The sequence below is a fragment of the Pedobacter mendelii genome (assembly GCF_014635725.1).
Classification (GTDB): Bacteria; Bacteroidota; Bacteroidia; order Sphingobacteriales; family Sphingobacteriaceae; genus Pedobacter; species Pedobacter mendelii.
In genome coordinates this window covers 59,360-82,633 of the sequence record NZ_BMDJ01000002.1, presented here as the reverse complement: position 1 = coordinate 82,633, position 23,274 = coordinate 59,360, and the positions used below count along the sequence as shown (strand labels likewise).

Genomic DNA, 23,274 nt, shown 5'->3' with positions numbered 1-23,274 from the left:
ACTTTTGCTTAAGTGCATAAGGTGGTAAAAAAATCATCCTTGTGTTTATGAATGCTGCTCATATTTCTCTAAGTTTGTTCTAATGTCGTTGCCACTAACAAACCATACTTTAGAAAAATTAGAGCAATTGCTTTTTGCAATGGGTTTTAAGGTTCGTTACGAGAAGGGAAGCTTTAAAACAGGTTCTTGCCTGCTTGAGCATAATAAAATCATCGTGGTCAATAAATTTTCCAACTTAGAAGGAAAAATTGCTGCTTTAGTTAATTTGGTTAAGCAAACTACAGCAGATGAAAATATGCTCGACGATAAACAAAGACAATTTTTTCAATCTTTACAGCAAACTGAATTATTTTAATGCAGATACAAACAGCATACACCTATAGAAAGGAAAGTTTTTTACAATGACAGTTACTTTTTTAGGCACCGGTACATCGCAGGGTGTTCCTGTAATTGCATGTAATTGCGAAGTTTGTCAATCAACAGATAAAAGGGATAACCGATTAAGAACTTCAATTTTAATCGAAACTGATGATAAAACAATAGTTGTAGATAGCGGTCCTGATTTTCGTTGCCAGCTTTTACGGGAAAAGGTAAAAGATTTAGATGCAGTTTTATTTACCCACGAACACAAAGATCATATAGCAGGTTTAGATGATATTCGCCCTTTTAATTATTTATTGCATAAGGTAATTGATGTTTATGCTACCGAACGAGTACAAACGGCTTTAAAACGGGAATTTCATTATATTTTCGCTGAAACCAAATATCATGGCTTGCCACAAATCAATCTTCATACTGTACATAACGGAGCAGATTTTAAGATTGGCGAAAGCACTATAATTCCTATTGAAATCATGCATCATTTGCTGCCCATTACCGGATATAGAATAGGAGGTTTTACTTATATAACAGATGCTAAAACCATTTCTGATGAATCTTTTGAAAAAATTAAAGGTACAAAAGTATTGGTTATTAATGCCTTGCAAATAGAACCTCATATTTCTCATTTCACTTTAAATGAGGCTATAGCATTTGCTCAGCAAGTAGGAGCGCAAACAACTTATCTTACACACATCAGTCATAATTTGGGTTTACATGATGATGTGGAAAAAGATTTACCATCGAATATAAAGTTGGCTTATGATGGTTTAAAAATTGAATTGTAAAACGCTGTTTCCAAACTCCAAAATTAAATTATATTTGCAACATAAAAGCTCAGGTGGCGAAATTGGTAGACGCACCAGCTTGAGGGGCTGGCGCCTGTATGGGTGTGGGAGTTCGAATCTCCTCTTGAGTACCACTTAAAATAGCTAACAATCATATTGTTAGCTATTTTTGTTTTAAAAATCGTTGTGTTTAAACCTTATCTGGTCAATTTTTTAGCTTTCTGATTTTGTAATATTTTGATCCTCAAGTGCTTATAATTGATTTTTTTCATGGTTTTTACATCAGTTTTTTATATCGTTTTAGCCTACAGTTCTTTAAGATTTCTATTGTTTTTAATCAAAATTAATTGATGGTGATACCTCTAAGCTTCAACTTTAGAACACCTTTGTTCATTTTTGGAATCGGATTTTAAAATTTTATATTCCATGGCAAAGATCTTTTATTGATTAGCTGAATTTACGATCTATTTGCCTAACTGTTCATTTTTTAGTTTTTTTTAAAGCCGACTTTATCAGGCTTAAAGCGCTTTTCCCAGAAAGCGCCCTTTTTATACCGCTTCTGCCGTTATGTATCAAAAACATTTTGGTTGATTGAATTAATGTATGAATTTGATAACCAAATAATTAAACATAACAAAAAACCGGTATGATTTTAAAAATAAAGTAAGCAACATAAAAATAAAATTAATGTCCTTTATCAGGATGATTTATCGATTATGAAAACTTATACAACTTTACTTTTTACAATTATTAGCTTTTTTAACATTTATTGTTTTGGACAGTTAAAAATCCAAGGGCAAATCAATGATACAACAAAACGACCTATTGCCAATGTTTCACTAAATCTTATGAGAGATACCAATGTCCTTAAAACAACTTTTTCTGATATGAATGGTGAATTTATTTTCAATGCTGTTAATTCTGGGCAATATATTATTAGTGCAAGTTTTCTTGGAAGGGAAGAGATACGTACCAGCCTAAAAGTATATAGAGATACTACCATATTATTATACCTTCAAAAAAGTACGGATGTAATTCTTAAAGGTGTAACAATAACCGCTAGTAAACCATTATTGGAAAGAAAGATTGATAGAATTGTATTTAATGTCAGCAATTCTATAGCTGCCAAAGGAACAGACTTGACGCAGGCGCTTGCTTTAACACCTATGCTTCGAATAGATGGCAATGGAGTGTCTATTTCGGGAAAAAGTGGAGTTTCAGTAATGATAAATGAAAGAATTGTAAACATAGGTGGTGCAGATCTTGTCAACTATTTAAAATCACTCAGATCCGATGACGTTGAAAAGATCGAAGTATTGACTACTCCACCAGCGAAATACGAGGCACAAGGCAATAGCGGCATGATCAATATTGTTCTTAAAAGCAATCCAAATTTGGGATGGAGTGGCGACATAAGCTCTACCTATGCTCAAACGACTTTTCCTGCAAATGCAAATAGCTTGAATCTAAATTTTCAATCCAAAAAAATTGCCATTTCAGGGAAGTTTAGGCAGAACTATAGAAAAACCAGACCAACAGAAGAGTTCGATGTAATAGGTGAAAACTCTATCTTAAGCAGCGACAAACGCCAGGATATACAGCGAGGGGTCGGCTTGAACCTTTCCATGGATTACAAGGCCACTGATAAAGCAAATTTTGGCCTAATCTACGACATTGGGAAAACAAGTTATAAGATGCAAATTGAAAATTCCTCGGTTTACAAAACAGCTCAAACCATTGATTCAGTGTTAAATACCTATTCTAATCATTTCAATCCATCTTTGTCTCAGACTCTAAATGTATATTATGACCAGAAACTGGATAAAAAAGGGAAAAAGCTAAGCTCAGGTTTTAATTATTTTTCAACCGATCCAGAGACGAAAGTGGATTTCTCTACATTTTCAAACCGTAATGGAATGGCAGAGCAAGTCAGGAATACAAGCGGCCTGAATTATATTATATGGTCTGCACAAAGCGATCTCACCCTACCTTATAAATGGGCTTCTATGGAAGCTGGCCTTAAATTCACGAATTTTGAAAACGACTCCGATGTAGGATATTTTAATTTACTTAACGGGAATTTTATATTGGATCCTACAAAAGCTAACGTATTTCAATATTCAGAACAGAACCTTGCAGCTTACTATAGTATCCAAAGCGACTTTGGTAAGAAGTGGTCAGCCAAAGCAGGGTTGAGATATGAATATTCTATTATCGATGGCTATTCACCAACTACAGGGGAAAAAACTAATCGGAAATATGGAAGACTATTCCCTTCTGTCTATCTAAGTTATAAAATAAATCAAAATAATACCTTATCTGCAACTTATTCTAAAAGGATAAATAGACCAAACTTTCGTGCACTTAATCCATTCCGGTGGTATACAAATCCATATACTTATTCCACAGGAAATCCCACGTTACAACCCTCATATAACCATAATTCCGAAGTTGCCTATTTATATAAGGACATGTTTTCTCTAACACTTTATTTGCAGAAACTAGTTGACGGTTATGGTCGTATTGTTACAGTCAATGAGGCGTTAAAAATTGTTGATTACCGGAATTATCTAACTCAATATAGCAGTGGATTGGAAGCAACATTTGCCATTAAATTTTTCCCTTGGTGGGAGAACCGCGAATTTGTTAGTTTGAATTTTGTTAAAGCAAAATCTACCATTCAGGATGTACTGCTAGAAGATGGTGCTGCTGTATACTATAATATTTTTAACAGTTTTAAGATTAATAAAACCTTTAGTGGAACCTTCAATTTCTGGCACTCCTTGCCTGCCACCCAGGGAAATGTTTACAGCGAAGGAAGAAGTTTTCTTTCTATTGGACTCAGAGCTTCACTATTAGATGGTAAATTGCAACTTAACGCATCAGCAGAAGATATTTTGAAAGGGACAGTTAGTAGGGGCAAAGTGTATTACAATACTTTCACACAGTATTATAACAACTATTATGATAGCAGAAGATTTAGTCTAACAGCGAGTTACAGCTTTGGGAAAGCTAAAGTAAAAGGAAATAGAAAACAAGTCACCTTTAAAGAAACGCAGAGAGTAAATTAAAGATCCCTTAAGAAAAATACATAGGTATATAAAGAAATTGTAGCGCGACAATAGGCGTATCTCGAAAAGCCTGAAAAGAGTAGAGACTAGATTAAAAACAAATATCATGAAAAAAATTAATCTAGATCCACTAGTTGACAAACTAAAATGTTTGACCCCATCTCACCAATTTAAAGGACCATATAAATTGTTTGGAAATTAAATGGACGGAGATTTTATCTTTTTGGTGAGATGGGGGGTCAATGGGATCCGGTTTATCCAGGCAACAACATTTTAAGGTCTATCTTTTTGAATTACATCCATATTCAATTAATTCTGAAAATCTGTCAAATTTAAAAGCTAATAGTACAGCATGAGCCACATTCCTTATTCTGAACATATAATTTGTAGTCTTTTTAAATTGGAATCAAGAAAGTCCGCAACATTATCGCTTTTCACCCGTATTAATGGTTAACTTCAAAATATTCCGTTGGAGCGCCTAAACCTAATTTCAATACTTGTGGTAACTTACCATTGATATCTTTAAACCCATATTTGACAGCCGCTTCAGCGCCAATAATTACGGAGCCGGACATTTCGATCAAATCAGGATCTGAGTAAACATGCTTAATCACCAGTCCCGTAAACTCTGGCGTTTCAAAATTTTCCATCATCTTTTCGCCACCTTCCATTTTGGAAATTAACGAAACTGCAAATTCAGTAGCCGTAGGGCCTGGCCAAACAGAAATTACTGAAACACCAAAAGGCTTAAAATCAATTGCCATATCCCAGGTCAATTTATCTAATCCCGCTTTTGTGGCACCATAAGCTGGGTCAAGATGATAGGATACCGCTCCATAGTAAGAGATGTTTACAATCAAACCTTTTTTTGATTTTAGCAGCAGTGGTGCTGCATAATAACTGCTTACATAAGCAGAACGTAATCCCACGGTAATTTGGTCGGCAAGCTGGAGGCTTTTCGTCCAAAAAGGTGGCGGGTAAAGAATATCGTTGGCTAAAGAAGTTACGTTGTTCACCAGAATATCAATGTAACCCGTTTCTTTCTTTATTTTTTCGAAAGCCGCCGCAACATCATCATCATTTGCGTGATCACAATAAATGGCGTGTCCGATACCGCCGGCATTTGTAACCGCCTCAGCGGTTTCTTCAATTGATCCCGATAATTTATTTGGTGATTTTTGGGGTCTGCCGGTAATAAAAACCGTAGCGCCTAATTTACCCAAAGCAATTGCAATACCTTTTCCAATTCCTCTGCTGCCGCCGGTTACCAATACAATCTTACCCTTTAATGCTAACTCATTTTCCATTATGCTATTTATTTTATATGCCAAAACTATCAATATATTGATATACTTTTACAATCAGTATACTAAAGTATATCAGTGATGATGAAGGATAAAAAACAAAGTGACGAAGAATGTTTGCAAGATATGCGGCATATTCAAGATACATTGTACGTAATAAGCGGTAAATGGAAGCTTCCAATTATTATGTCGATAAATAATGGGAATAATCGTTTTAGAGAAATTGCCCGAAGCATTCCGAAAATTACGTTAAGAATGCTCTCCAAAGAGTTAAAAGAATTGGAAATGAACAAGCTTATTGTCCGGACCGTTTCTGATGGTTCATCAATCCTTATAACCTATGAGCTTACCGCATACAGTAAAACATTAGCGCCATTAATTGAAGAAATGAAAAACTGGGGAAAGAACCATAAAGCGGTTATAACAGAAAGAGCGGCTGTGTAGGTTGTAAAGGCGTTCAAAATAACAGATTAACAAAATGTACATTTGGAAGTGCAGTTTTCTGGTGATTTTCCAGAAGGTAAAATTGGAGGAACATTTGAATTTAAAAACGGCAAAATCTCTTTTGTCAGGGCGAACTTAATTCAATAAATACACATAAAGAAAATTTTGACGAGATTATCCTTAGATCTCTGGAAATAAGAAAAAATCCCACGAACTGGAGATAATGAATCATGGAGGCGAGTGGACTGTGAAAGAAGATGCTTTGGCTTACCTAACTGTCGCAACAGCAAAGCTGGCCGAAAGCCGGTTTGAGGTAGAATTGCAACATAAACTTGCCGGAAATATTTGGTGGTTGATTGTATTGGCAGAAAGGTCTGGGATTGATATAAAATATGCAGTTGATAAATTTTTCACCAAAATAGATGTTGAATTAAAGTAGGTATCCTGATCTCTCTAAGATTTTCTTACTAACTGAAAGTTAACATAAGCGGGTCCGTATGGCACAAAACAGCAGTGAAAACATCAATAAAATTATTGCTTCCCCGTGATCTTTTGGCGATGCATTTGTCCCCATTCATACATGTTTAATATTAGTTTGTTGAGCGAAACACTATATGGTGTTAGTTGATATTCGACAGTAATTGGTCTCGTATCTAATACCGTTCTGCTTACCAAGCCATTCATTTCAAGTTCTTTTAGTTCTTTGGATAGAATCCGAGGTGATATTTCTGCTTCCCTGGCAAGTTCGCGAAATTTAAATTTGCCGCCCCTCAAAATAGAGATTAAGACCAACTTCCATTTGCCTCCAACTATATCCATAGTATCCTTAAGCGTTAGCCATGCCTTCCTGCATTCTTCATCGGTGGCAGGCTTGAGACAACGATCTTTATTCATCATTAGATGGTATCCTTTATGTAACCCATAGCAAAGGTATAAGATTACATTAATATTTTTGTCGAATCAATTACATTATTACAAGTATAAAATATGGATACTATAACAAAAAATACGCTTGCAGAACGTTTATTTCGTTTGCACCTTGCTAAGTTTACCAACCCAGATATGACTCGCGAAGCCTATGCTGATTTATTCACGGAAGATGCAGTTCAGCAGTTTCCGTATGCACCTGCACCTTATGCTAAAGAAGTAGCAGGTCGCGATGCCATCGCAGAATACATATCGAATGTTGTTAATGGGGCTACTGACTGGGACTTTAAGAACTTTGTGTTCAGCACTACATCTGATCCGGAAACGATATTTGTAGAATTTGAAGGTAGTGCTAATGTTATTGCTACAGGCAAGCCTTACCATCAGCTCTATATTGGTCGAATTACACTCAAGGAAGGTAAAATTTCATGCTATCGTGAGTTTTGGAATCCTGTGTGGATTATTGATGCATTTATGTAGATAGTAGGTATTTTATGTTCAACTATCGGTTAGTGTTTCAGTGAGCGAACTTAACTTAGTTCAGTTTATTGGGACACCAACCAGTAGCGAAAAAATTACTATTGGTATCATTTGATACGGAAATTAGGGTAATGACTATGAAAGATAATAAACTCGGAAAATTGATTTTAAAAAGCAGATTATAATCAAATAATTATACAAGAAAAAAACTATATCTACCTAAATAGAAATTAGAGTAAGTATAATCTAAATAAATAATTCTAAAACTTTTCGTAATCTCTGGGCATAGGTTGTGCTGAATAAAAGCCGTAAACCATTAAACAAAGTGAAATGAAATAGAAAGATCCAACAATTAATAAGAATGTGCTCATGGTGTAATTATTTGGTTAATGCTAATATAACGTTAATTTAATGAGAATTATTCTATAATCAGAATTATTTTTAATCTTGTCAGGAAGATTATATCAATTAATTGAAAACATTGTTTAATTAGGTTTTTACTGGATAATTTTATCTTGATTGAAATTTATCTCTGTATTGGGATGGTGTCATACCAACAGTTTTTCTAAATATTTTTCTGAAAGCTTTCGGGTCGTTATATCCAGAATTAAAAATTACCTCTGTCATTTGCTGAGCGGTTTGCTCTAGTAATTTTTTTGCTGCTTCTACACGTGTTTGCTGCAAGTATTCAATTGGAGTTATACCAATTACTTGTTTAAATCGTCTAACTTGTTTCTTCTGCTGGAAGGAATATCTCTTATCATTTCCTCAATAGTTGCAACATCCTGATAGTTATTTTCAATTTTTTCTTGTGCTGAAGCAACTATTTCATCATTATGAAGTTTTGAAGGTTGAAAAGAACTAAAATAAGATTGATTATGCCTGTCCATATCTATAGCAAATATTTTTGCAGTTTTAATGGCAAGTTCTTTACCGCAATGGATTTGAAGTAAGTAAAGTAACAGGTGAAATGTTGAGGTTGCGCCCCCACTTGTAAATAATCTGCCATCTTGAGTAACTGTTTTATCTGGCTTTAATTGAACTGATGGAAATGCGATAGCAAATGCCGGGCAGGCATCTACATGTGTCGTTGCTACTTTGCCATCCAATAATCCGGTTGCGGCTAATAAAAAGGCACCAGTACAAAATGTAGCTATCTCCGCCTCGGCATTATTTTGTTTAATTAGCCATGGAATATAAGCGCTATTCAGTTTGATTGTTTTATTAATATCTTCTGTTGTAAAAGAAGGTATAAGGACAAGATTATAACATTTTTCGTTATCAATATTATTGGTATTATAAGCTTTAAAAAAGTGATCTACATTATTATTTAAGGTTAATAGTGTAATATCAAAAGGCTTATCAAGCCCTTTAATAATTTGAAATTTATTGGCTATTTCAAAAACTTCCAATATAGCTGCAACACTTAGTAGTTTATAATCTTCAGGTATTAAAACGCCAATTTTTATCATTTGGTCAGATTTTTATACTAGTAAATATATAAAATTTGTCTTAAATCACCCCAAATGTTGGCTTTAATAGCAAGTTAGATTTATGCGTAAACAGCGTAAATTTAATTTATTAATTAAACAGGTATAAAATATCAAGTTATGGCAACAGTAAACACTTATTTAAATTTTAACGGAAACACGGAAGAGGCATTTAACTTTTATAAATCTATATTTGGGGGTGATTTTCTTACCGTTCAACGATATAAAGACATGCCGGGATGTGATGGTATGAAAACTGATGATTTGGATAAGTTAATGCACATCGCGCTGCCAATTGGAGGTAATTTATTAATGGGGACAGATGTTACACATCCGATGCCTAATGTAACTTATGGTACAGGTGTTTCACTTTCGGTAGATGCGGAAAGTGAGGAGGAAGCACACAATATGTTTAATGGTTTAGCACGAGGAGGTAAAGCTACCATGCCGCTGGATAAAATGTTTTGGAATGCATTATTTGGTATGTTAACAGATAAATTCGGCATTCAATGGATGATAAATTACGATTACAACAAATAGTAATTTTAATTAACAACAATAAAAGTTTCGACTTATCTCTTGCTTTTACTATTTTTAAACAACCAAACTAAAATTAAATCCAATTATGAAAATCGCAATTATTATTGTTCGTGTTTTACTTGGGGCAATGTACCTTTTTGCTTCAATTAGCTATTTTGCAAAATATATGCCCGAACAACCTCAAATGTCGGCCGATCAGACTACTTTTATGGCAGGTGTTACAGCGTCGGTATACCTTATGCCCTTAATTAAAGTTACCGAATTAGTTGCCGGTGTATTGCTTTTAATTGGTCGAACCGCGCCTCTGGCCGCAATCATCATTTTTCCTATCACCTTAAATATTTTCTTTTATCATGCCTTTTTGGGACCTAAAGAATTACCAATGGTAGTTATAATGCTCATTTTTAATTTATTTCTATTTTACGCGTATCGCCAAAAATACTTGCCAATCGTTTCAAAGTAATTTTTTGATATTTTAAAACTTTCTCTTACTTTTTCTATTTATTATGTTTGCATAGAAAATGCAAATTACTATCTTTAAAAACACTAAATAGAAATCAATTATGAGAAAAATCCAGTTATTAATGCTGCTATTTGTAGCGATAAGTTTTAGTGCAATTGCACAAAGCAAGGACGCAGTTGTTGGAAAATGGTTAAATCCATCAGGTGAAGGCCAGATAGAAATTTACAAAAAAGGCGATAAGTATTATGGAAAACTCGCATGGTTAAAAGAACCTAATTCAAATGGTAAGCCAAAAACAGATGCTAAAAATCCAAAGGCAAGTTTACAAAACAGACCTTTGTTAAACTTAGAAATTTTAAAAGATTTTATTTTCGAAGATGGTAAATGGACCGACGGTACAATTTACGACCCTAAGAGCGGAAAAACTTACAGTTGTAATATATCTTTAAAAGGTAATGATGTGATGAATGTTAGAGGTTATATCGGAATTTCATTACTCGGTCGTTCTGAAACTTTTAAAAGAGTAAAATAGATAATAAATATGAAGAAATTAATTTGGTGCCTAGTATTGGCACCTTTTTTTTGCACTGCTCAGACCTATTTTTTAAAACCATTAAATGAAAACACAAAAACAAGTATAAGGGGTTTAAGTGTTGTAACCGATAAAATTGCATGGGTAAGCGGAAGTAATGGTTCAGTTGGCAGAACCATTGATGGTGGAAAAACCTGGAGTTGGATAAATCCAAAAGGGTATGAGAAATTAGATTTTCGGGATGTTGAGGCCTTTAATGAAAAAGAAGCAATTGTTGTAAATGCAGGTGCTCCGGCTTATATTTTGAAAACGACAGATGGTGGTGCAAACTGGACGGAAACCTATAAGAATGTAGATAGTGCAATATTTTTGGATGGTTTGGGATTTTGGGATAACAGCAAAGCCATAATTTTCGGTGATCCAATTAATAACAAAATGCAATTGCTTAAAACAGTAGATGCTGGAAAGACCTGGATAGATATTTCAACAAATTTAAAATTACCATTGGCAAAAGGTGAAGCAGGCTTTGCCGCAAGCGGAACAACAATAAAAACATTACCTGGCGGAAAAGTTTGGGTAGCAAGTGGCGGTACTGTTTCTAATATTTATTACTCTGCAGATTATGGTTTGAAATGGCAAATTTTTGAATGCCCAATTTGGCAAGGTGAGAATAGTACCGGGCCGTTTTCTATAGATTTTTATGATGCGAAGATTGGTGTAGCCGTTGGGGGAAATTATGTGAAGGATAAAGATAACAGTAATAATATAGTTTTAACTAATGATGGTGGTAAAACATGGACTAAACCTCAAACACCAGTTTCCGGTTATCGGTCAGCAGTTGCATACATCAGTAAAAAAGTGGTTATTGCTACAGGAACTTCAGGTACCGATATTTCTACAGATGGTGGCGAAAACTGGAAGCATATTTCTGACATCAGCTTTAATTCTGTTCAGAAAGCAAAGAAAGGTAATGTGGTTTTGCTTGCTGGAAATAAAGGCCTTATTTATCAATTAGAAGTTAATTAATATATACGCCAGTCAGTCTTAAATTTTCTCTACAAAAATGGGGGTTTCTGTTACTTCGATTTGAAGTTTACCGTTTTTTATATTTACTTTTTTATTAAGCATATTTTCTTTACCTGCTTGTAAGGTATGGATAATGGCATGTTTAGCTGAACCTAAATTTAACTGATATTTAACTTTTCTTCCTTTTTGATCAGGAACGGTTAAAACATAGATTTCTTTTTTTTTGAGCTTATATAAATCAACCAACGGTTCATTACTTAATGTTTTGAAATAAAAATAGTCTCCAAGTATTTTTTTTGTCTGCAGCATATAATCTGCAGATGGCCGCTTAGTTCCATTCTCGTTAACAAAACCTGAAGAACTATATTGTACTGGGTTATTTATGCCTCCTGCATCATCAAGCATGTAAAACATACATCTAGAAATACCATGCCTTGCATATAAAAGCGATGTCCGTAAATTCCAATCTGCCTGGGTAATCAAAGAAGATTTTGATAATATTGGAATTGCAGATTGTGGAGTTTTACCAACATCATATCCAGTTTCAGTAACCCAAACAGGTATATCTTTGGCGTTTTTATTTCGCATTTCTATAAACTTATCTGCCATTGCACCAATTTCTGATAATTCTGGGGCAACGCCTTTCGTTGCTTTTCCATTATTAACAAATGCATCATTTGCATATAAATGATAATTGATAACGTCAAAGCATAAATTTACAGTTCCATCAGGTTTAAGGCCTCTGTTTTTCTTGCACCATGAAATCATTTTCTCCACAAATTCTGGTTTTGCATCACCCAATCCGCCCATTACGACATTCATATTTGGGTCGGCGGCTTTTACGCCTACATTCTTTCCTAGTTTGCCTTTATGCCCATCATAAAATGCCGATAAGTTTGCTGCATATTCTTCTGCAGTTTGCTGTGCTTTTTTTCCTGCCCACCATTTGTCAGGCTCGTTATTGCATTCAACATATTTAATAAGGTTTAAGCCTATTTTTACGCTGTTCAAATCATCACCCATCCATCTTGGAGCTGTATTAACGGTTACTAATGCCGGCTCTATGTTTTTGTTAGAACCATATCGGGCAGCAAACTGAAAACCCATTTTCGCTTGTGCTAAGTATGATTCTGGATTGCTTTTATCATAGCCAAATGGAAGAGGAGTATTGTCAGCACCTTGTTGTTCTTTTGGATAAGTTTTTAAAAACCAACTGGGAACGTTTTTGATGCAAGCTAAAACATCAATGTTATCTTTTTTTAAACTGGTGTACATTAAATCATAGTAAGAACCACCAGAATGTGTCGGATTAAATGTATATTTTCCTTCTTCGGATTCCATCCTGTCCCAATCCAGATAATGCCTTATACCACCGAACGAATTGATAATTGCCATTTTGCGTCCGCTAATCACATTAGATTGATTTTGCTCTACAAAATCCCATTCAAATGCGTTCACACCCAGATAATTTTTGAAGGTAACTGCGGATGGTTTAGTTGGTTGATGGTTTAAATCAACCTTGTCGGGCTTATAACTTCTCGTGCAAGCACATAGCACAAAAAGAATTATAAACGCAGAGGCGGTATTTTTCATTATAGATTATTAGTTAAGGAAGATTATTAACTCAATTTGCTTTTAAACAAATCAATTGTTCTTCCCCATGCTAATTTTGCTGCGGCTTCATTATATCTGGTTGGAGATGTGTTGTTATTGAAAGCATGATTAACACCATCGTAAATAAAAATTTTATAATCCACACTAGCTGCTTTTAAGGCTGCATCATAAGCTGGAATACCTGCATTTATACGTTCATCCAAACCGCCATAATGCATCATAATACTCGCTTTTATTTTAGCAACATCTGCAACATTTGGTTGTGCGCCATAATAAGCAACAGCGACTTGTAATTTTGGATCGTTTACGGCAAGTTTGTTCGACATTCCGCCACCCCAACAAAAACCAACGCAACCCACTTTCCCATTTCCTCCTTTAATTTTACGAAGATATTCAAGGCCTTTTAAGTAATTCTGTAGATTCTTTTCAGGATCTAATTTCCCAATTAACTCACGACCTTTATCCTCATCAGTTGGCGTACCACCCAGCGGAGATAACGCATCAACACCTAAAGCAATAAATCCTTCTGCCGCAACTCCTTTGGTAACATCAATAATATGAGGGTTTAATCCTCTGTTTTCATGAATTACCAATACCGAACCTAAGTTTTTCTTGCCTTTTGGTTTTGCTAAAATAGCTCTCATATCGCCCTCAATACCAGGGAAAGTGATTTCTTCTGAAGTAATGTCATCGCTTAAAAATTCTGAAGCTGATGCATAACTGTTTTCCAATAATGGTAAAATGGTTACTGCCAATGCTGTGCTTCCTGCAAGGATAGCAAGCTTTTTCATAAATTCTTTTCTGCTAAGCTGACTGTGTGTGTACTTATCGTACAGGTTAATAATTTTCTGGTCCATGGAGATGAAAGTTTTAAGTGGTTAGCTAAGATAACATTCTGATTTTGAAATTAAAACAAAGGTTTTGTAACGTTAGTGCATCTAAAATTTGCAGTACATTTCTACCCATTTTTTAATTAATTCAATTCGATGCTTAACATATCTTGGCGTTAAAAATGAATTTGACCAATCATCATAATTATCGTAAAAGAATTTAAGGAAGTAAATATGAAAAGTGATTCCCAAATATGGTATTGCTTTTATTTCATCATCGGTTAAATTTCTAACGGTTTTATAAGCATTTAAGAAAGTGTTAAAATCTTTTTCAGCTTGTTGAACTGTTAGCATATTATTTACTACATGAAAAAAGAAATGATTAAGGAAAGACATTAAATCATTAACCAAATAGCCTTCTCCTGCAAAATCAAAATCAAAAAAAGTGATTTTTCCAGCTAGATCAAAATGGAAATTTTTTGGAAATAAGTCGTAATGACAATAGCCATAGCTGAAATTTGAAATATCAAATTCATCAAATTTTTTAATCACTTTGTTCGAAACCTCTACGAGATATTGATATTCTTCTACCATTTCAAAAAAATGAGGTTTCAAGGTTTTCAATGGTTCCAAAAGTGTTGTTTCAAACGTCAAAATCGGTCTTGCATTTTTAAGCTTCATAGATGAGCTTGTGGTATGTATTTTTGCAATATTCTTACCAATTTGCACCAGGTGGCTTTCATTTAAATCGTGGATAACTCTTCCTTCTGCATAAGAAAATAGGATGCCATTTCTGATGCCTTCAATTGCATTAAATTGTTGTATTTGTTTCCCTGAAATAGCTGCAATCGGATAAGAAACTGAATGTCCATTTTGTTTTAGTATATTAAGCAGCTCAACCTCAGCTTCAATTTCACTAAATTTTCGGTGTGCATCCCGATAAATCTTGAATATGAATTTTTGATTTTCATTTTCTAAAATATAGGTATCGCTCACATTTCTAATTAATAATTTGCAGCTAAAGCCTTTTAAGCCATAAGCTTCGGCAATATATTTATTTAGTGCGTTAGCAGACAGTGTAGAATATTGTGCTGGGAAAATAGCTTGCATAACAGAAAAACAAATATGAATTATCAAAAGTAAAATTTTAAAAGGCTTTTCTGATATTAATTAACACTACCTTACCAAGGATTTTGCAAAAGGTAAAATCCTAATCAACCCCCCACTGGAAAAAATCTTCAATGCATTAATCGATAGTTTTATTGATGATGAAGTAGGCATTACAGAAAGTTTTTTAAATTTAAAACTAGCAGCCCATTTAAGAGATAATATCGCCGAATTGTATAAGGATAATTTATTACTCTCCGCAGGAATAGGTAACAACCCGATTGTTACCCAAAATAAACTGGTAAGGAGTGACATAATTTATTGGTTAGACAGAAAGCATAACAATCAATATGAAAATGATTTTTTTGATTTGATGGACAGTTTCATACTTCACTTAAATCAAACCTGCTATACTGGCATTACAGGATACGAGTTTCATTACACTATGTATCAGAAAGGCAGCTTTTATAAAAAGCATTACGATCAGTTTAAAAATAACGGCAGCAGAAAATACTCCATGATAATTTATTTAAATATAGGATGGAAACTTGGCGATGGTGGAGAACTGTGTATTTATAAAAAAGGGATAGCTCAAAATATTTCGCCTGTAAATTGCAAAAGTGTGTTTTTTAAAAGCGATAAACTGGAACATGAAGTTTTAACAACAAATGTTGTTAGAATGAGTATTACTGGCTGGTTAAAAGTAAATTAATTTCTGAAAGATTTAGGTGTACAATCCATTTGGCGTTTAAAAAAAATGTTAAAGTTTGCAGGATATTCGAAACCTAAACAATAACCTATTTGCCCTATGTTCCATTCGGTATGTTTTAGCAAAGCGACAGCTTCTGTAGTTATGCGTTTAGAAATATGCTCGGAAGTGGTTTTTCCTGTAACTTCTTTTACAGCATGATTTAAATGATTTACATGGACCAAAAGTCTTAAGGCAAAATCATGTGCGGTTTTTAACTCTAATACATGTTCTGTTGAGCCAATTGGGAATTGCCTTTCTAATAATTCTATAAACTGTGCTGTTAAACGAGCTGAAGCATTATTAAGTTTAAAAATATTTTCCTTAGGTATTATTTTTAGTGCTTCATGAGCAATAAGCTGTACATAATTTCTTAACAAATCATACTTATGAATGTAATCACCATCCATTTCTTTTGCCATTTTACAGAAAATCTCCTTTATACTTTCTTCTTTTTGTTTATCTATATGAATTACAGGATTATCATTTATTTTCAGCAACAAAGATTCTCTTAAATTTTCGTTACGATGATGAATAAAATTGTCTGTAAACAAACAGAAATAACCATTAGGTTTTGGCGATGTACTTTCCCATGAATAAGGAATATTTGGATTAGTAAAAAGTAAAGCCCTATCTCTTATTTCTATTTGCTTATCGGAATAATGCAAAATTCCATTCCCAATAATTAAAGAAATTTTATAAAAATCTCGCCTGCTAAATGCAGAAGGCATATTTGTACAAACTACAGAGCGATTGAAAACATTAAAGTGACCGATATCATTTATTAAACCTAAACTTGGTGTTGGAATTTCGGGACGTATGATTTTAAGTCGATTGTAAAAATCTTCGAGCGTTTCATTTCTTGTTAATGCATTAAATTCCTGACTTTTTGCCAACATGATAATAGTTCCTTAAACTAAGTTAGGGTTTAATGACCATTCCTTCGTGCATTTCTTCTGTAGGTTCTGCAATTAATTTGTCACCTTCGTTTAAGTTTCCAAATATTTCCACTTTTTCATCAGTTTCTCTTCCTTTTTTTACAGCTTTATTTTTTTCGATTTTTAGCACATACAAACCCTCACTAGTATCTAATAATGCTTTTTTAGCGATGATGAAAGTGTTTGCATTTGCAGGAAGCGGAATATTAATTTCGGCTACCATTTCTGGTAATAATCTTTTAGCCGCATTAGGAACATCCATTTCAATGCGTTCAGAGCGCAAACGTAAATCCAATGCTCCGGATAAGCGTTTAACCTTTGCTTTAAAAGTTTGACTTGGAAGCGATTTTACGGTAAAAGTAACTTCATCTCCCTGTTTTAAATATCCTGTATAAACTTCTGGTATGGAAACCGCCAAACGCAAATTTTTCTGATCCTGAAGTGTAAATAATGGTAACTCTGAACCTTTGCCCGAAGGCCCAACATAAGCGCCTAAGTTTACGTTCCTCGAAGAAATAATTCCATTAAAAGGGGCTCTGATTTCCAAATAATTCTGTATTGAGCCAACCTCTTTATATGATGCTTTGGCAGCCTGGAATTGTGCTAAATCAGAATTTTTTTTTGCCATTGCCTGGTCTAAATCATTGGTAGAAATGGTTCCTGCTTGAGTATTTAACTTGAATGAGCTTATAAAAAACAGTAAAATAGTAAAATAAAGAAGCGATATACGAGGCATAGTGTAGAATTTACACCACAAATGTAAATTATGATTACAATATCTGAGTATTTAAGTCAAACCAATTATTATGCGAATCAAATAATAATCGAATTGTTACTTAAGAATGAGTAAGCTTTCAACAAAATAAAAATACCCTGATTAATAAGGAGATTTTAAAAAGATTATTTTTTTGGAATTAGTTTGTCTCGGTGTACTTTTTAAAATTATGTAAAATTGCCTGCCAGCCGCCTTTCTGCATTTCAATTGGATTTACACTTTCCGGGTCGAATGTTTCAGTGATTTTAGTTGAATCAGCATCAGCTTCAAAAACTATTTTAACTTTTCTACCATCGCCAAGCACGTATTCAATTAGTTTGTACATATCAACTGAAGTATAAATTCCACCGAAGTCAAAACTCATACTTCCATCTTTTGCTGCCATTGTTGTCGAAAATTTTCCGCCCTTGCGTAAATCATTTTCTGCATGAGGTACATGCCATTCTGGAGATGCAAAAGCCCAATTCTTAATGTGTACCGGATTGTTCCAAAATTCCCAAGCTTTTTCTACAGGAGTATTTACAGTTGTTTCAATTGTAATTGGGGCTGTGTTCTCTAATGCCATATATGATTGATTTTTATATGATAAAGATATAGGAAGATTTTAAAAATCAAAAAGGCTAAATGAGACAAGTTTAGGGTTTATTTTGTACATCATTTTCAATACCCAAAACACAATTTACACAGATAATGGGATTTCAAAATAAAAGGTAGAGCCTTTTCCAACTTCGCTTTCCACACCGATTTTTCCGTTATGTCTTTCAATTATTTCAGCACTAAGATAAAGACCAATTCCAAAACCGGATACCGTATGATGTTTCCCTACGCGGTAATATCTATCGAAAAGTTTTTCTAAATCTTCCTTATCAATACCAATACCGTGATCTATTACACTTACCAAAGCACTATTCTCAGTTATTTCACATTTAACATCAATCCTGGTACCCGATGCAGAATATTTGACCGCATTACTTAATAAATTAGATACCACACTTCCAATTTTATCTCGGTCGGCATTTATTAGAACAGGTTCGCTGATGCTTAAAATTATCTGATGTGAAAATTGCACAATATCGCTTTCATCAATTAACTCAACAAGTAATTCATCTAATTGAAAATTACTTTTTTCGATTAAAAGCTTGCCAGATTCGAGACGTGAAACATTAAGAAAGCCATTAATCATGGTTGTCATTTTTCTAACCTGATTATATGCCCTATTTAAAGCATTTAGTGCATAACTATCATCATTCTTTTTAGCTCTTGATTGTAGCACCTGTATGAAACCACTTATAGCTGTTAATGGTGTTTTAAGCTCGTGACTCACCATTCCAATGAAATCATTTTTTCTTAATTCATCTTTTTTAAGCTCTGTAATATCCACATTCGAACTTATATATCCCATAAAAACTCCGTCGGTATTAAAACGAGGGTTTCCATTTGCTAAAAGCCATCTGTATTCGCCATCTATTGCAAGTAATCGAAATTCAGCTTTAAAAGGTTCTTTTTTCTCAAAAGCAGAAATGTAAATATTTACATAACGGTCTTTATCTTCAGGATGAATTAAATCTGCCCAGCCTAATTCCAATAATTCTGACATAGAGCGCCCGGTAAGTCTTACCCATGCGTTATTAAAATAAGTTGCATTACTTGTTGCATCTCCTACAGCAATAAAAACGTCGGTTGCTTCAGCCATGTTTCTGAACCTATCTTCGCTTTCTTCAATGACTAATCTATGCTTAACTTCTACGGTTATATCCATAATAACACCTAAAAATCTTGCATCTCTAAGTTTTGTTTTAGGAACGCTTTTACCAACAACTCTAACCCATTTTCTATTTCCTGAAGAGCTTTGAATAATTGGGTATTGAACATCGAAAGGTATAAGTTTAGCTAAGGCATCAGCCCGGGCTTTCTCAATTATCGGCAAATATTCAGGAACAACAGTTTTTATTACATCTGCCCATAAAATCTCTTCGTTTAAAGGTAAACCATAGAATTCTCTGGCTTTTTTAGAAATATTAAATTTTCCAGTTGAGGGTTCTATGCTGTAAATTCCTAAATTTCCGGAAGCTAAGGCAAGATTTAAATTTTCTTCAGTTTCCGCAAGTATTTCATTTTTTAAAAACAAGCTTTCTTGTGCCTCTTGTAATTCTTCGTTAGTAGTTGCCAGTTCCTCATTGGTAGCCGATAATTCTTCGTTAGATGCAGCTAACTCTTCAGTTATTGCCTGCAATTCTGATTTACTTTCTTCAAGCTGTATTAAATTTTCAACTTGAGATGTAATGTCATTAACTGTTGCTAATATATATTCAACTTTTCCATCGGTTCCAAATATGGGGTCATAAGAAAAATCGACATAAATAAGCTTTATTTCTCCAGTTGGCATAGAAATATCTACCGGAACCTGTAGCATGGCTACGGGTTGTCCTGTATTAAAAACATTAGCTAAAAGTTTTGGAAAACGCTGATACGCTAATTCAGGAAAAACGTCAGTTATCTTTCTGCCAACCACGTCTTTTAAATCGCGTTGCCAGATAAGAAGCATTTTAGGGTTAGGTAGTTGAATAATTAAATCTTCGCCCTTTAACAAAGTCATTGCAACATTTGCTGTTGATATAATATTTTGTAGTAGTAAACGACTATATTCAAGATCTTTTGTTCGTTCTTCAATTCTATTCTCTAAAGCTAAATTTAAAGTTTGAAGATCTTTTCTTGAAGTAGTTAGTGCTTCATTTGTACTTAATAAATCTTCCAGATTTGTCTGAAGTTCTTCATTTGATGCAGCAAGTTCTTCGTGCGTATTGGATAATTCTCGGCTTAAAACTTGTTCTCTTTCAATATATTTATTGATGGTATTACTGCCTGAAACTTGATCGGAAACATTTAAGGTTTTGATGAGTAAAAATTCAGCATTTCCATTTTTATCAACAATTGGCTCTATCTCTAATTGCCACCAACTAGGCTCTATCGATTTCGCATTTGATGAAGGTATATCATAAGAAAAAGGTGGAAGAATAATTTTTTGAAGTGTTTCTATCGCACGAATCAAACCATCGTTTAAAGTGCTGGATCCGGGGTTGTTGTTATCTTTAGGAAAAGCTACCCACAAAGATTGACCTTTAACATCTCTGTTTACGGTATATGTTGCTTCCTTGTACGCATCATTATAGGTTATTATCGTAAATTCAGGATTGTTCGCTTCAAGTATAACTCTTGGAACATCATCATTAAAAAGTGACTTAAATAGGGATGATTCTAAAAAATTCATTCAGAGATACTTCTTCAATATTAAATTCTTGCGAATATAACAAGTTCAATTAAATTATTGTTTTATGAAAGCGTTTTTACGAAAAATTATGCTTGTAGGTTATATTCTTGAAGGAACTTACTACAGCGTTTCCAGTAACTAAAAAATGAAGAATATTCTCCTACAACTTCAGGAAACATCCAATCGTAGCTATCCTTTATACCAGGGTAATGCCCAAAAGCAACATGTTCTTTGGAAATAAATGCTTCGCTTAAAGAGAGATTGCTTTGATTATACAAGGATTTTATTGCAGAAATTTCTCCATTGTAAATCTGGATATCAGGTATGTTTTTAGCAAGAGCGATAATAAAATTAATTACTTTTTCGCTAACCGGATAACTGTAGAAATGAGAAGGCTCTAACAAGAGAATTCGGTTCACATTTTCGTTTTTTCTCCATTCAGGATCCATGTTATAGCTATTATAAATTATCGTTGGTCGTGTTATATCAATAATAGGTAGTGAGGTTGTGGGCAAAACTGTTTTTAATGGTAAATTGATTCTTTCTATAAGCTCATCAGGAACCTGCATTTGGTTTATTTCTTCGTAAGGCCTATCCATAAATGTATTTCGTTGCTCTGTTTCTGTATATCGGTTAATATTCTCTTGGTTGCAGTAATATTTTTTAGATGAAAAAGCACCTGCAACCCATTGCCAGCTGCAGTTATTGCTTGCTATATCTCCATCTAATAAATGATAATACAGCCATTTGGACGATTTAAGCCAATGCGTTTTTGCGATATTGCATGCAATTGAGGCTACATACATTCTGGTATGATTGTGCATATATCCTAAATCATATAGTCTTTTTATTTGGTTATCGATAGTTGTTATGCCTGTATTTGCATTTACTATAGCTTTAACCAGATCATGGTGTAGCACATCTGGTTGCACTTGTTTTAAATCCTGCCAGATATCATCTTTTTTTACCTCCCACAGTCGCTGGTAATATTCTCGCCAAGCCAATTCCTGCAAAAATTTTTCTATTTTTTCTGGAGCATAGCCTTTGCTAAGTGCTTCTTGCTGAACCTGTTTTAAGCTTATAACACCTCTTGAAATATAGGGCGACAGGTAACTAACTGCGCCACCTATAAAATTCCTGGTTCTGGAATACAGTAGCGGGTCAACATGCTTTATCCGTTCTAATATTAAACCGTAATCTGTAGCAAATTCAATTTCCGGCATTACCTATCGTTTAGAAATCTTATTACTGGTTATGGTTCTTTGCTGTGCACTCTTAAATCGGGTTACATTTATATTTCTCAATGCAGCGTGTTTTGTAAGCCTTTTTCCGGTTCTTTTTCTCCACATTTTAAAACTGCTGGCCTTCATCTCTCTGCGCATAAGTGCAATCACTTCTGTATGTTTTAATCCAAACTGCATTTCGATAGCTTCAAATGTTGTACGGTCTTCCCAGGCCATTTCTATAACCCTATCAATTTCGATTATTGATAATATTCTTTCATTCATAGTTTTTTAGGTTAATTTCTGGCTGTCAAGGATTATTAATCCTGTATCAGTGAATAGCTGTTTCATTTTAAATTAATAAGAAATTATTTTTTAGCGTTAATATGTCTACTGTTTTGATTTGCTGTTTTTTCTGCATTTATCACTACAGTATTTTACATCAATCCAAACTTTAGCCCATTTTTTTCGCCAATTAAAAGGTCTGTTGCAAACCATGCAGATTTTTGATGGAAAGTTTTCTTTTTTTTCTGTTTTCATTTTTACTGAAATTCAGATACCTAATTTAAAAATTTTAGGCTGATGGATTAATCAGTTCTAAATTAAAATACTGACCGTTTTTTATCTTTAATTTGATTTAATTTTTTCAGATTTGCTAAAACTTTCCGGCAGATTGTACAGCGTGAAAATCCTCAAGCTTAAGCATTAAGGTAATTAATTCCATCTTTTCTACATAAGAAAGTGGCTCGGTAACATTGGCTGAGGCAAGTTTTATGTTCTCCATATTTTCCTTTAGGTGTTGTAATCCCTTTGGTGTTATGTGTATAATTTTGCTCCTTTTATCGCTATCAACAGATTGCTGCTCTATCAGCCCTTTGGAAAGTAGTCTATTGATAATTAAGGTGCCGACTGGTTTTTCGTGGATATTCTGTTTAATGAGTGCCGTTTTGCTCATACTGCCGCCAGAGACCAGATTAATTAAGTATATAAATTCATCTGGTGTAGAGAACATAGTATCGGCAATTGCAGCCTTAGAATGTATTTTGGAGTACCTGTATAAATGAACCAATGAAGTATTGATCACACTATCTGCAGAGCGTCCATTTGCTTTGCCCTCCCAATTTGGTTCTTTAACTGATTTTTTTAAATCACTTTTGATATGCCCATTAAGCCAATTTTGGAAATCAAAGATATCTTCAGTTGGGTGCTCTGAACTATTTTCGTATGTTTTTACCAATGTCACAAGTTCATTGATTAGGTTATACAGCATGGTTATTGGGTTTTATTTTTAGATCAATTAATTTAGGTTTTGCCATTGTTGTATATGA

26 protein-coding genes and 1 tRNA gene are annotated in these 23,274 nt (G+C 34.0%); 12 read left to right on the top strand and 15 right to left on the bottom strand.

Features of this window, described 5'->3' with window-relative positions:
• Positions 1-82 precede the first annotated feature (82 nt).
• The 4 genes from IEV50_RS03895 to IEV50_RS03880 all read left to right on the top strand — a co-directional run bounded on the left by IEV50_RS03895 (position 83) and on the right by IEV50_RS03880 (position 4,237).
• Positions 83-355: a hypothetical protein gene (locus IEV50_RS03895; RefSeq protein ID WP_188411939.1), complete on the top strand. Its 273-nt coding sequence runs from the start codon at positions 83-85 to the stop codon at positions 353-355.
• Between the two features lie 46 nt (positions 356-401).
• The gene (locus IEV50_RS03890) at positions 402-1,166 is read left to right on the top strand and encodes an MBL fold metallo-hydrolase (RefSeq protein WP_188411938.1); all 765 of its coding nucleotides are present in this window, start codon (positions 402-404) and stop codon (positions 1,164-1,166) included.
• 47 nt (positions 1,167-1,213) lie between these two features.
• Positions 1,214-1,300, top strand: a tRNA-Leu gene (locus tag IEV50_RS03885).
• Positions 1,301-1,882: 582 nt separating this feature from the next.
• Positions 1,883-4,237 (top strand): outer membrane beta-barrel family protein, encoded by a 2,355-nt coding sequence (locus IEV50_RS03880; protein WP_188411937.1) that lies wholly within the window; start codon positions 1,883-1,885, stop codon positions 4,235-4,237.
• A gap of 443 nt (positions 4,238-4,680) precedes the next feature.
• Here the strand turns inward: IEV50_RS03880 and IEV50_RS03875 are convergent, their stop codons facing one another.
• Positions 4,681-5,544, bottom strand: a complete 864-nt coding sequence (locus IEV50_RS03875; RefSeq protein WP_188411936.1) for an SDR family NAD(P)-dependent oxidoreductase — start codon at positions 5,542-5,544, stop codon at positions 4,681-4,683.
• Between the two features lie 78 nt (positions 5,545-5,622).
• Between IEV50_RS03875 and IEV50_RS03870 the strand changes: the two genes are divergently transcribed.
• On the top strand, positions 5,623-5,985 hold the full coding sequence (locus tag IEV50_RS03870) for a winged helix-turn-helix transcriptional regulator (protein WP_229746618.1): 363 nt from the start codon (positions 5,623-5,625) through the stop codon (positions 5,983-5,985).
• A gap of 223 nt (positions 5,986-6,208) precedes the next feature.
• Positions 6,209-6,424, top strand: coding sequence for a nucleoside triphosphate pyrophosphohydrolase family protein (locus IEV50_RS03865; RefSeq protein WP_229746617.1), 216 nt, complete (start codon positions 6,209-6,211; stop codon positions 6,422-6,424).
• 92 nt (positions 6,425-6,516) lie between these two features.
• On the opposite strand, the gene IEV50_RS03860 is transcribed toward IEV50_RS03865, so the two are convergent.
• On the bottom strand, positions 6,517-6,804 hold the full coding sequence (locus IEV50_RS03860) for a winged helix-turn-helix transcriptional regulator (RefSeq protein WP_229746616.1): 288 nt from the start codon (positions 6,802-6,804) through the stop codon (positions 6,517-6,519).
• A gap of 168 nt (positions 6,805-6,972) precedes the next feature.
• Here IEV50_RS03860 and IEV50_RS03855 point away from each other — a divergent pair, with 168 nt between their 5' ends.
• Positions 6,973-7,392, top strand: a complete 420-nt coding sequence (locus tag IEV50_RS03855; protein ID WP_188411935.1) for a nuclear transport factor 2 family protein — start codon at positions 6,973-6,975, stop codon at positions 7,390-7,392.
• Between the two features lie 510 nt (positions 7,393-7,902).
• Here the strand turns inward: IEV50_RS03855 and IEV50_RS19580 are convergent.
• Positions 7,903-8,076, bottom strand: coding sequence for a helix-turn-helix domain-containing protein (locus tag IEV50_RS19580; protein WP_229746615.1), 174 nt, complete (start codon positions 8,074-8,076; stop codon positions 7,903-7,905).
• A 23-nt stretch (positions 8,077-8,099) separates the two neighbouring features.
• Positions 8,100-8,864: a GlxA family transcriptional regulator gene (locus IEV50_RS03850; protein ID WP_229746614.1), complete on the bottom strand. Its 765-nt coding sequence runs from the start codon at positions 8,862-8,864 to the stop codon at positions 8,100-8,102.
• Positions 8,865-9,002: 138 nt separating this feature from the next.
• Here IEV50_RS03850 and IEV50_RS03845 point away from each other — a divergent pair, with 138 nt between their 5' ends.
• The 4 genes from IEV50_RS03845 (at position 9,003) to IEV50_RS03830 (ending at position 11,443) form a co-directional block, all read left to right on the top strand.
• A complete protein-coding gene (locus tag IEV50_RS03845) occupies positions 9,003-9,422 on the top strand; it encodes a VOC family protein (RefSeq protein WP_188411934.1) in 420 nt (139 codons plus the stop codon).
• A gap of 85 nt (positions 9,423-9,507) precedes the next feature.
• Positions 9,508-9,885: a DoxX family membrane protein gene (locus IEV50_RS03840; RefSeq protein ID WP_188411933.1), complete on the top strand. Its 378-nt coding sequence runs from the start codon at positions 9,508-9,510 to the stop codon at positions 9,883-9,885.
• Between the two features lie 100 nt (positions 9,886-9,985).
• On the top strand, positions 9,986-10,417 hold the full coding sequence (locus IEV50_RS03835; protein ID WP_188411932.1) for a DUF2147 domain-containing protein: 432 nt from the start codon (positions 9,986-9,988) through the stop codon (positions 10,415-10,417).
• Positions 10,418-10,426: 9 nt separating this feature from the next.
• Positions 10,427-11,443 carry a WD40/YVTN/BNR-like repeat-containing protein gene (locus tag IEV50_RS03830; RefSeq protein ID WP_188411931.1) on the top strand — a complete coding sequence of 339 codons (1,017 nt, stop codon included), beginning with the start codon at positions 10,427-10,429 and terminating at the stop codon, positions 11,441-11,443.
• Positions 11,444-11,461: 18 nt separating this feature from the next.
• Here the strand turns inward: IEV50_RS03830 and IEV50_RS03825 are convergent, their stop codons facing one another.
• The 3 genes from IEV50_RS03825 to IEV50_RS03815 all read right to left on the bottom strand — a co-directional run bounded on the left by IEV50_RS03825 (position 11,462) and on the right by IEV50_RS03815 (position 14,997).
• Positions 11,462-13,036, bottom strand: coding sequence for a hypothetical protein (locus IEV50_RS03825; protein WP_188411930.1), 1,575 nt, complete (start codon positions 13,034-13,036; stop codon positions 11,462-11,464).
• A 26-nt stretch (positions 13,037-13,062) separates the two neighbouring features.
• Positions 13,063-13,914, bottom strand: coding sequence for a dienelactone hydrolase family protein (locus tag IEV50_RS03820; RefSeq protein ID WP_188411929.1), 852 nt, complete (start codon positions 13,912-13,914; stop codon positions 13,063-13,065).
• An 81-nt stretch (positions 13,915-13,995) separates the two neighbouring features.
• A complete protein-coding gene (locus IEV50_RS03815; protein ID WP_188411928.1) occupies positions 13,996-14,997 on the bottom strand; it encodes a phosphotransferase in 1,002 nt (333 codons plus the stop codon).
• A gap of 229 nt (positions 14,998-15,226) precedes the next feature.
• Between IEV50_RS03815 and IEV50_RS03810 the strand changes: the two genes are divergently transcribed.
• Positions 15,227-15,706, top strand: a complete 480-nt coding sequence (locus IEV50_RS03810) for a 2OG-Fe(II) oxygenase (protein ID WP_229746613.1) — start codon at positions 15,227-15,229, stop codon at positions 15,704-15,706.
• On the opposite strand, the gene IEV50_RS03805 is transcribed toward IEV50_RS03810, so the two are convergent.
• From IEV50_RS03805 to IEV50_RS03770, 8 genes are all read right to left on the bottom strand, one after another.
• The gene (locus tag IEV50_RS03805) at positions 15,703-16,641 is read right to left on the bottom strand and encodes a helix-turn-helix domain-containing protein (RefSeq protein WP_188411927.1); all 939 of its coding nucleotides are present in this window, start codon (positions 16,639-16,641) and stop codon (positions 15,703-15,705) included. The genes IEV50_RS03810 and IEV50_RS03805 overlap by 4 nt on opposite strands.
• Before the next feature lie 22 nt (positions 16,642-16,663).
• Positions 16,664-17,416, bottom strand: coding sequence for an efflux RND transporter periplasmic adaptor subunit (locus IEV50_RS03800; protein WP_188411926.1), 753 nt, complete (start codon positions 17,414-17,416; stop codon positions 16,664-16,666).
• A gap of 178 nt (positions 17,417-17,594) precedes the next feature.
• Positions 17,595-18,020, bottom strand: coding sequence for an SRPBCC family protein (locus tag IEV50_RS03795; protein ID WP_188411925.1), 426 nt, complete (start codon positions 18,018-18,020; stop codon positions 17,595-17,597).
• 114 nt (positions 18,021-18,134) lie between these two features.
• Positions 18,135-20,723, bottom strand: a complete 2,589-nt coding sequence (locus tag IEV50_RS03790) for a PAS domain S-box protein (protein WP_188411924.1) — start codon at positions 20,721-20,723, stop codon at positions 18,135-18,137.
• A gap of 86 nt (positions 20,724-20,809) precedes the next feature.
• Positions 20,810-21,946: an FAD-binding domain-containing protein gene (locus tag IEV50_RS03785; protein ID WP_188411923.1), complete on the bottom strand. Its 1,137-nt coding sequence runs from the start codon at positions 21,944-21,946 to the stop codon at positions 20,810-20,812.
• Positions 21,947-21,949: 3 nt separating this feature from the next.
• Positions 21,950-22,231, bottom strand: a complete 282-nt coding sequence (locus IEV50_RS03780) for a TIGR03643 family protein (protein WP_188411922.1) — start codon at positions 22,229-22,231, stop codon at positions 21,950-21,952.
• A 105-nt stretch (positions 22,232-22,336) separates the two neighbouring features.
• Positions 22,337-22,486, bottom strand: coding sequence for a DUF2256 domain-containing protein (locus tag IEV50_RS03775; protein ID WP_188411921.1), 150 nt, complete (start codon positions 22,484-22,486; stop codon positions 22,337-22,339).
• Between the two features lie 115 nt (positions 22,487-22,601).
• On the bottom strand, positions 22,602-23,216 hold the full coding sequence (locus IEV50_RS03770) for a MarR family winged helix-turn-helix transcriptional regulator (protein ID WP_188411920.1): 615 nt from the start codon (positions 23,214-23,216) through the stop codon (positions 22,602-22,604).
• Positions 23,217-23,274 lie beyond the last annotated feature (58 nt).

Excerpts from the sequence above, each read along its gene's own strand:
- IEV50_RS03800 (WP_188411926.1), bottom strand. The coding sequence starts at position 17,416 with ATGCCTCGTATATCGCTTCTTTATTTTACTATTTTACTGTTTTTTATA.
- IEV50_RS03815 (WP_188411928.1), bottom strand. The coding sequence starts at position 14,997 with ATGCAAGCTATTTTCCCAGCACAATATTCTACACTGTCTGCTAACGCA.
- IEV50_RS03795 (WP_188411925.1), bottom strand. The coding sequence starts at position 18,020 with ATGGCATTAGAGAACACAGCCCCAATTACAATTGAAACAACTGTAAAT.
- IEV50_RS03895 (WP_188411939.1), top strand. The coding sequence starts at position 83 with ATGTCGTTGCCACTAACAAACCATACTTTAGAAAAATTAGAGCAATTG.
- IEV50_RS03820 (WP_188411929.1), bottom strand. The coding sequence starts at position 13,914 with ATGGACCAGAAAATTATTAACCTGTACGATAAGTACACACACAGTCAG.
- IEV50_RS03835 (WP_188411932.1), top strand. The coding sequence starts at position 9,986 with ATGAGAAAAATCCAGTTATTAATGCTGCTATTTGTAGCGATAAGTTTT.
- IEV50_RS03890 (WP_188411938.1), top strand. The coding sequence starts at position 402 with ATGACAGTTACTTTTTTAGGCACCGGTACATCGCAGGGTGTTCCTGTA.
- IEV50_RS03875 (WP_188411936.1), bottom strand. The coding sequence starts at position 5,544 with ATGGAAAATGAGTTAGCATTAAAGGGTAAGATTGTATTGGTAACCGGC.
- IEV50_RS03805 (WP_188411927.1), bottom strand. The coding sequence starts at position 16,641 with ATGTTGGCAAAAAGTCAGGAATTTAATGCATTAACAAGAAATGAAACG.
- IEV50_RS03775 (WP_188411921.1), bottom strand. The coding sequence starts at position 22,486 with ATGAAAACAGAAAAAAAAGAAAACTTTCCATCAAAAATCTGCATGGTT.
- IEV50_RS03790 (WP_188411924.1), bottom strand. The coding sequence starts at position 20,723 with ATGAATTTTTTAGAATCATCCCTATTTAAGTCACTTTTTAATGATGAT.
- IEV50_RS03845 (WP_188411934.1), top strand. The coding sequence starts at position 9,003 with ATGGCAACAGTAAACACTTATTTAAATTTTAACGGAAACACGGAAGAG.
- IEV50_RS03830 (WP_188411931.1), top strand. The coding sequence starts at position 10,427 with ATGAAGAAATTAATTTGGTGCCTAGTATTGGCACCTTTTTTTTGCACT.
- IEV50_RS03785 (WP_188411923.1), bottom strand. The coding sequence starts at position 21,946 with ATGCCGGAAATTGAATTTGCTACAGATTACGGTTTAATATTAGAACGG.
- IEV50_RS03780 (WP_188411922.1), bottom strand. The coding sequence starts at position 22,231 with ATGAATGAAAGAATATTATCAATAATCGAAATTGATAGGGTTATAGAA.
- IEV50_RS03850 (WP_229746614.1), bottom strand. The coding sequence starts at position 8,864 with ATGATAAAAATTGGCGTTTTAATACCTGAAGATTATAAACTACTAAGT.
- IEV50_RS03855 (WP_188411935.1), top strand. The coding sequence starts at position 6,973 with ATGGATACTATAACAAAAAATACGCTTGCAGAACGTTTATTTCGTTTG.
- IEV50_RS03870 (WP_229746618.1), top strand. The coding sequence starts at position 5,623 with ATGATGAAGGATAAAAAACAAAGTGACGAAGAATGTTTGCAAGATATG.
- IEV50_RS03880 (WP_188411937.1), top strand. The coding sequence starts at position 1,883 with ATGAAAACTTATACAACTTTACTTTTTACAATTATTAGCTTTTTTAAC.
- IEV50_RS03860 (WP_229746616.1), bottom strand. The coding sequence starts at position 6,804 with ATGGATATAGTTGGAGGCAAATGGAAGTTGGTCTTAATCTCTATTTTG.
- IEV50_RS03840 (WP_188411933.1), top strand. The coding sequence starts at position 9,508 with ATGAAAATCGCAATTATTATTGTTCGTGTTTTACTTGGGGCAATGTAC.
- IEV50_RS03865 (WP_229746617.1), top strand. The coding sequence starts at position 6,209 with ATGAATCATGGAGGCGAGTGGACTGTGAAAGAAGATGCTTTGGCTTAC.
- IEV50_RS03770 (WP_188411920.1), bottom strand. The coding sequence starts at position 23,216 with ATGCTGTATAACCTAATCAATGAACTTGTGACATTGGTAAAAACATAC.
- IEV50_RS03825 (WP_188411930.1), bottom strand. The coding sequence starts at position 13,036 with ATGAAAAATACCGCCTCTGCGTTTATAATTCTTTTTGTGCTATGTGCT.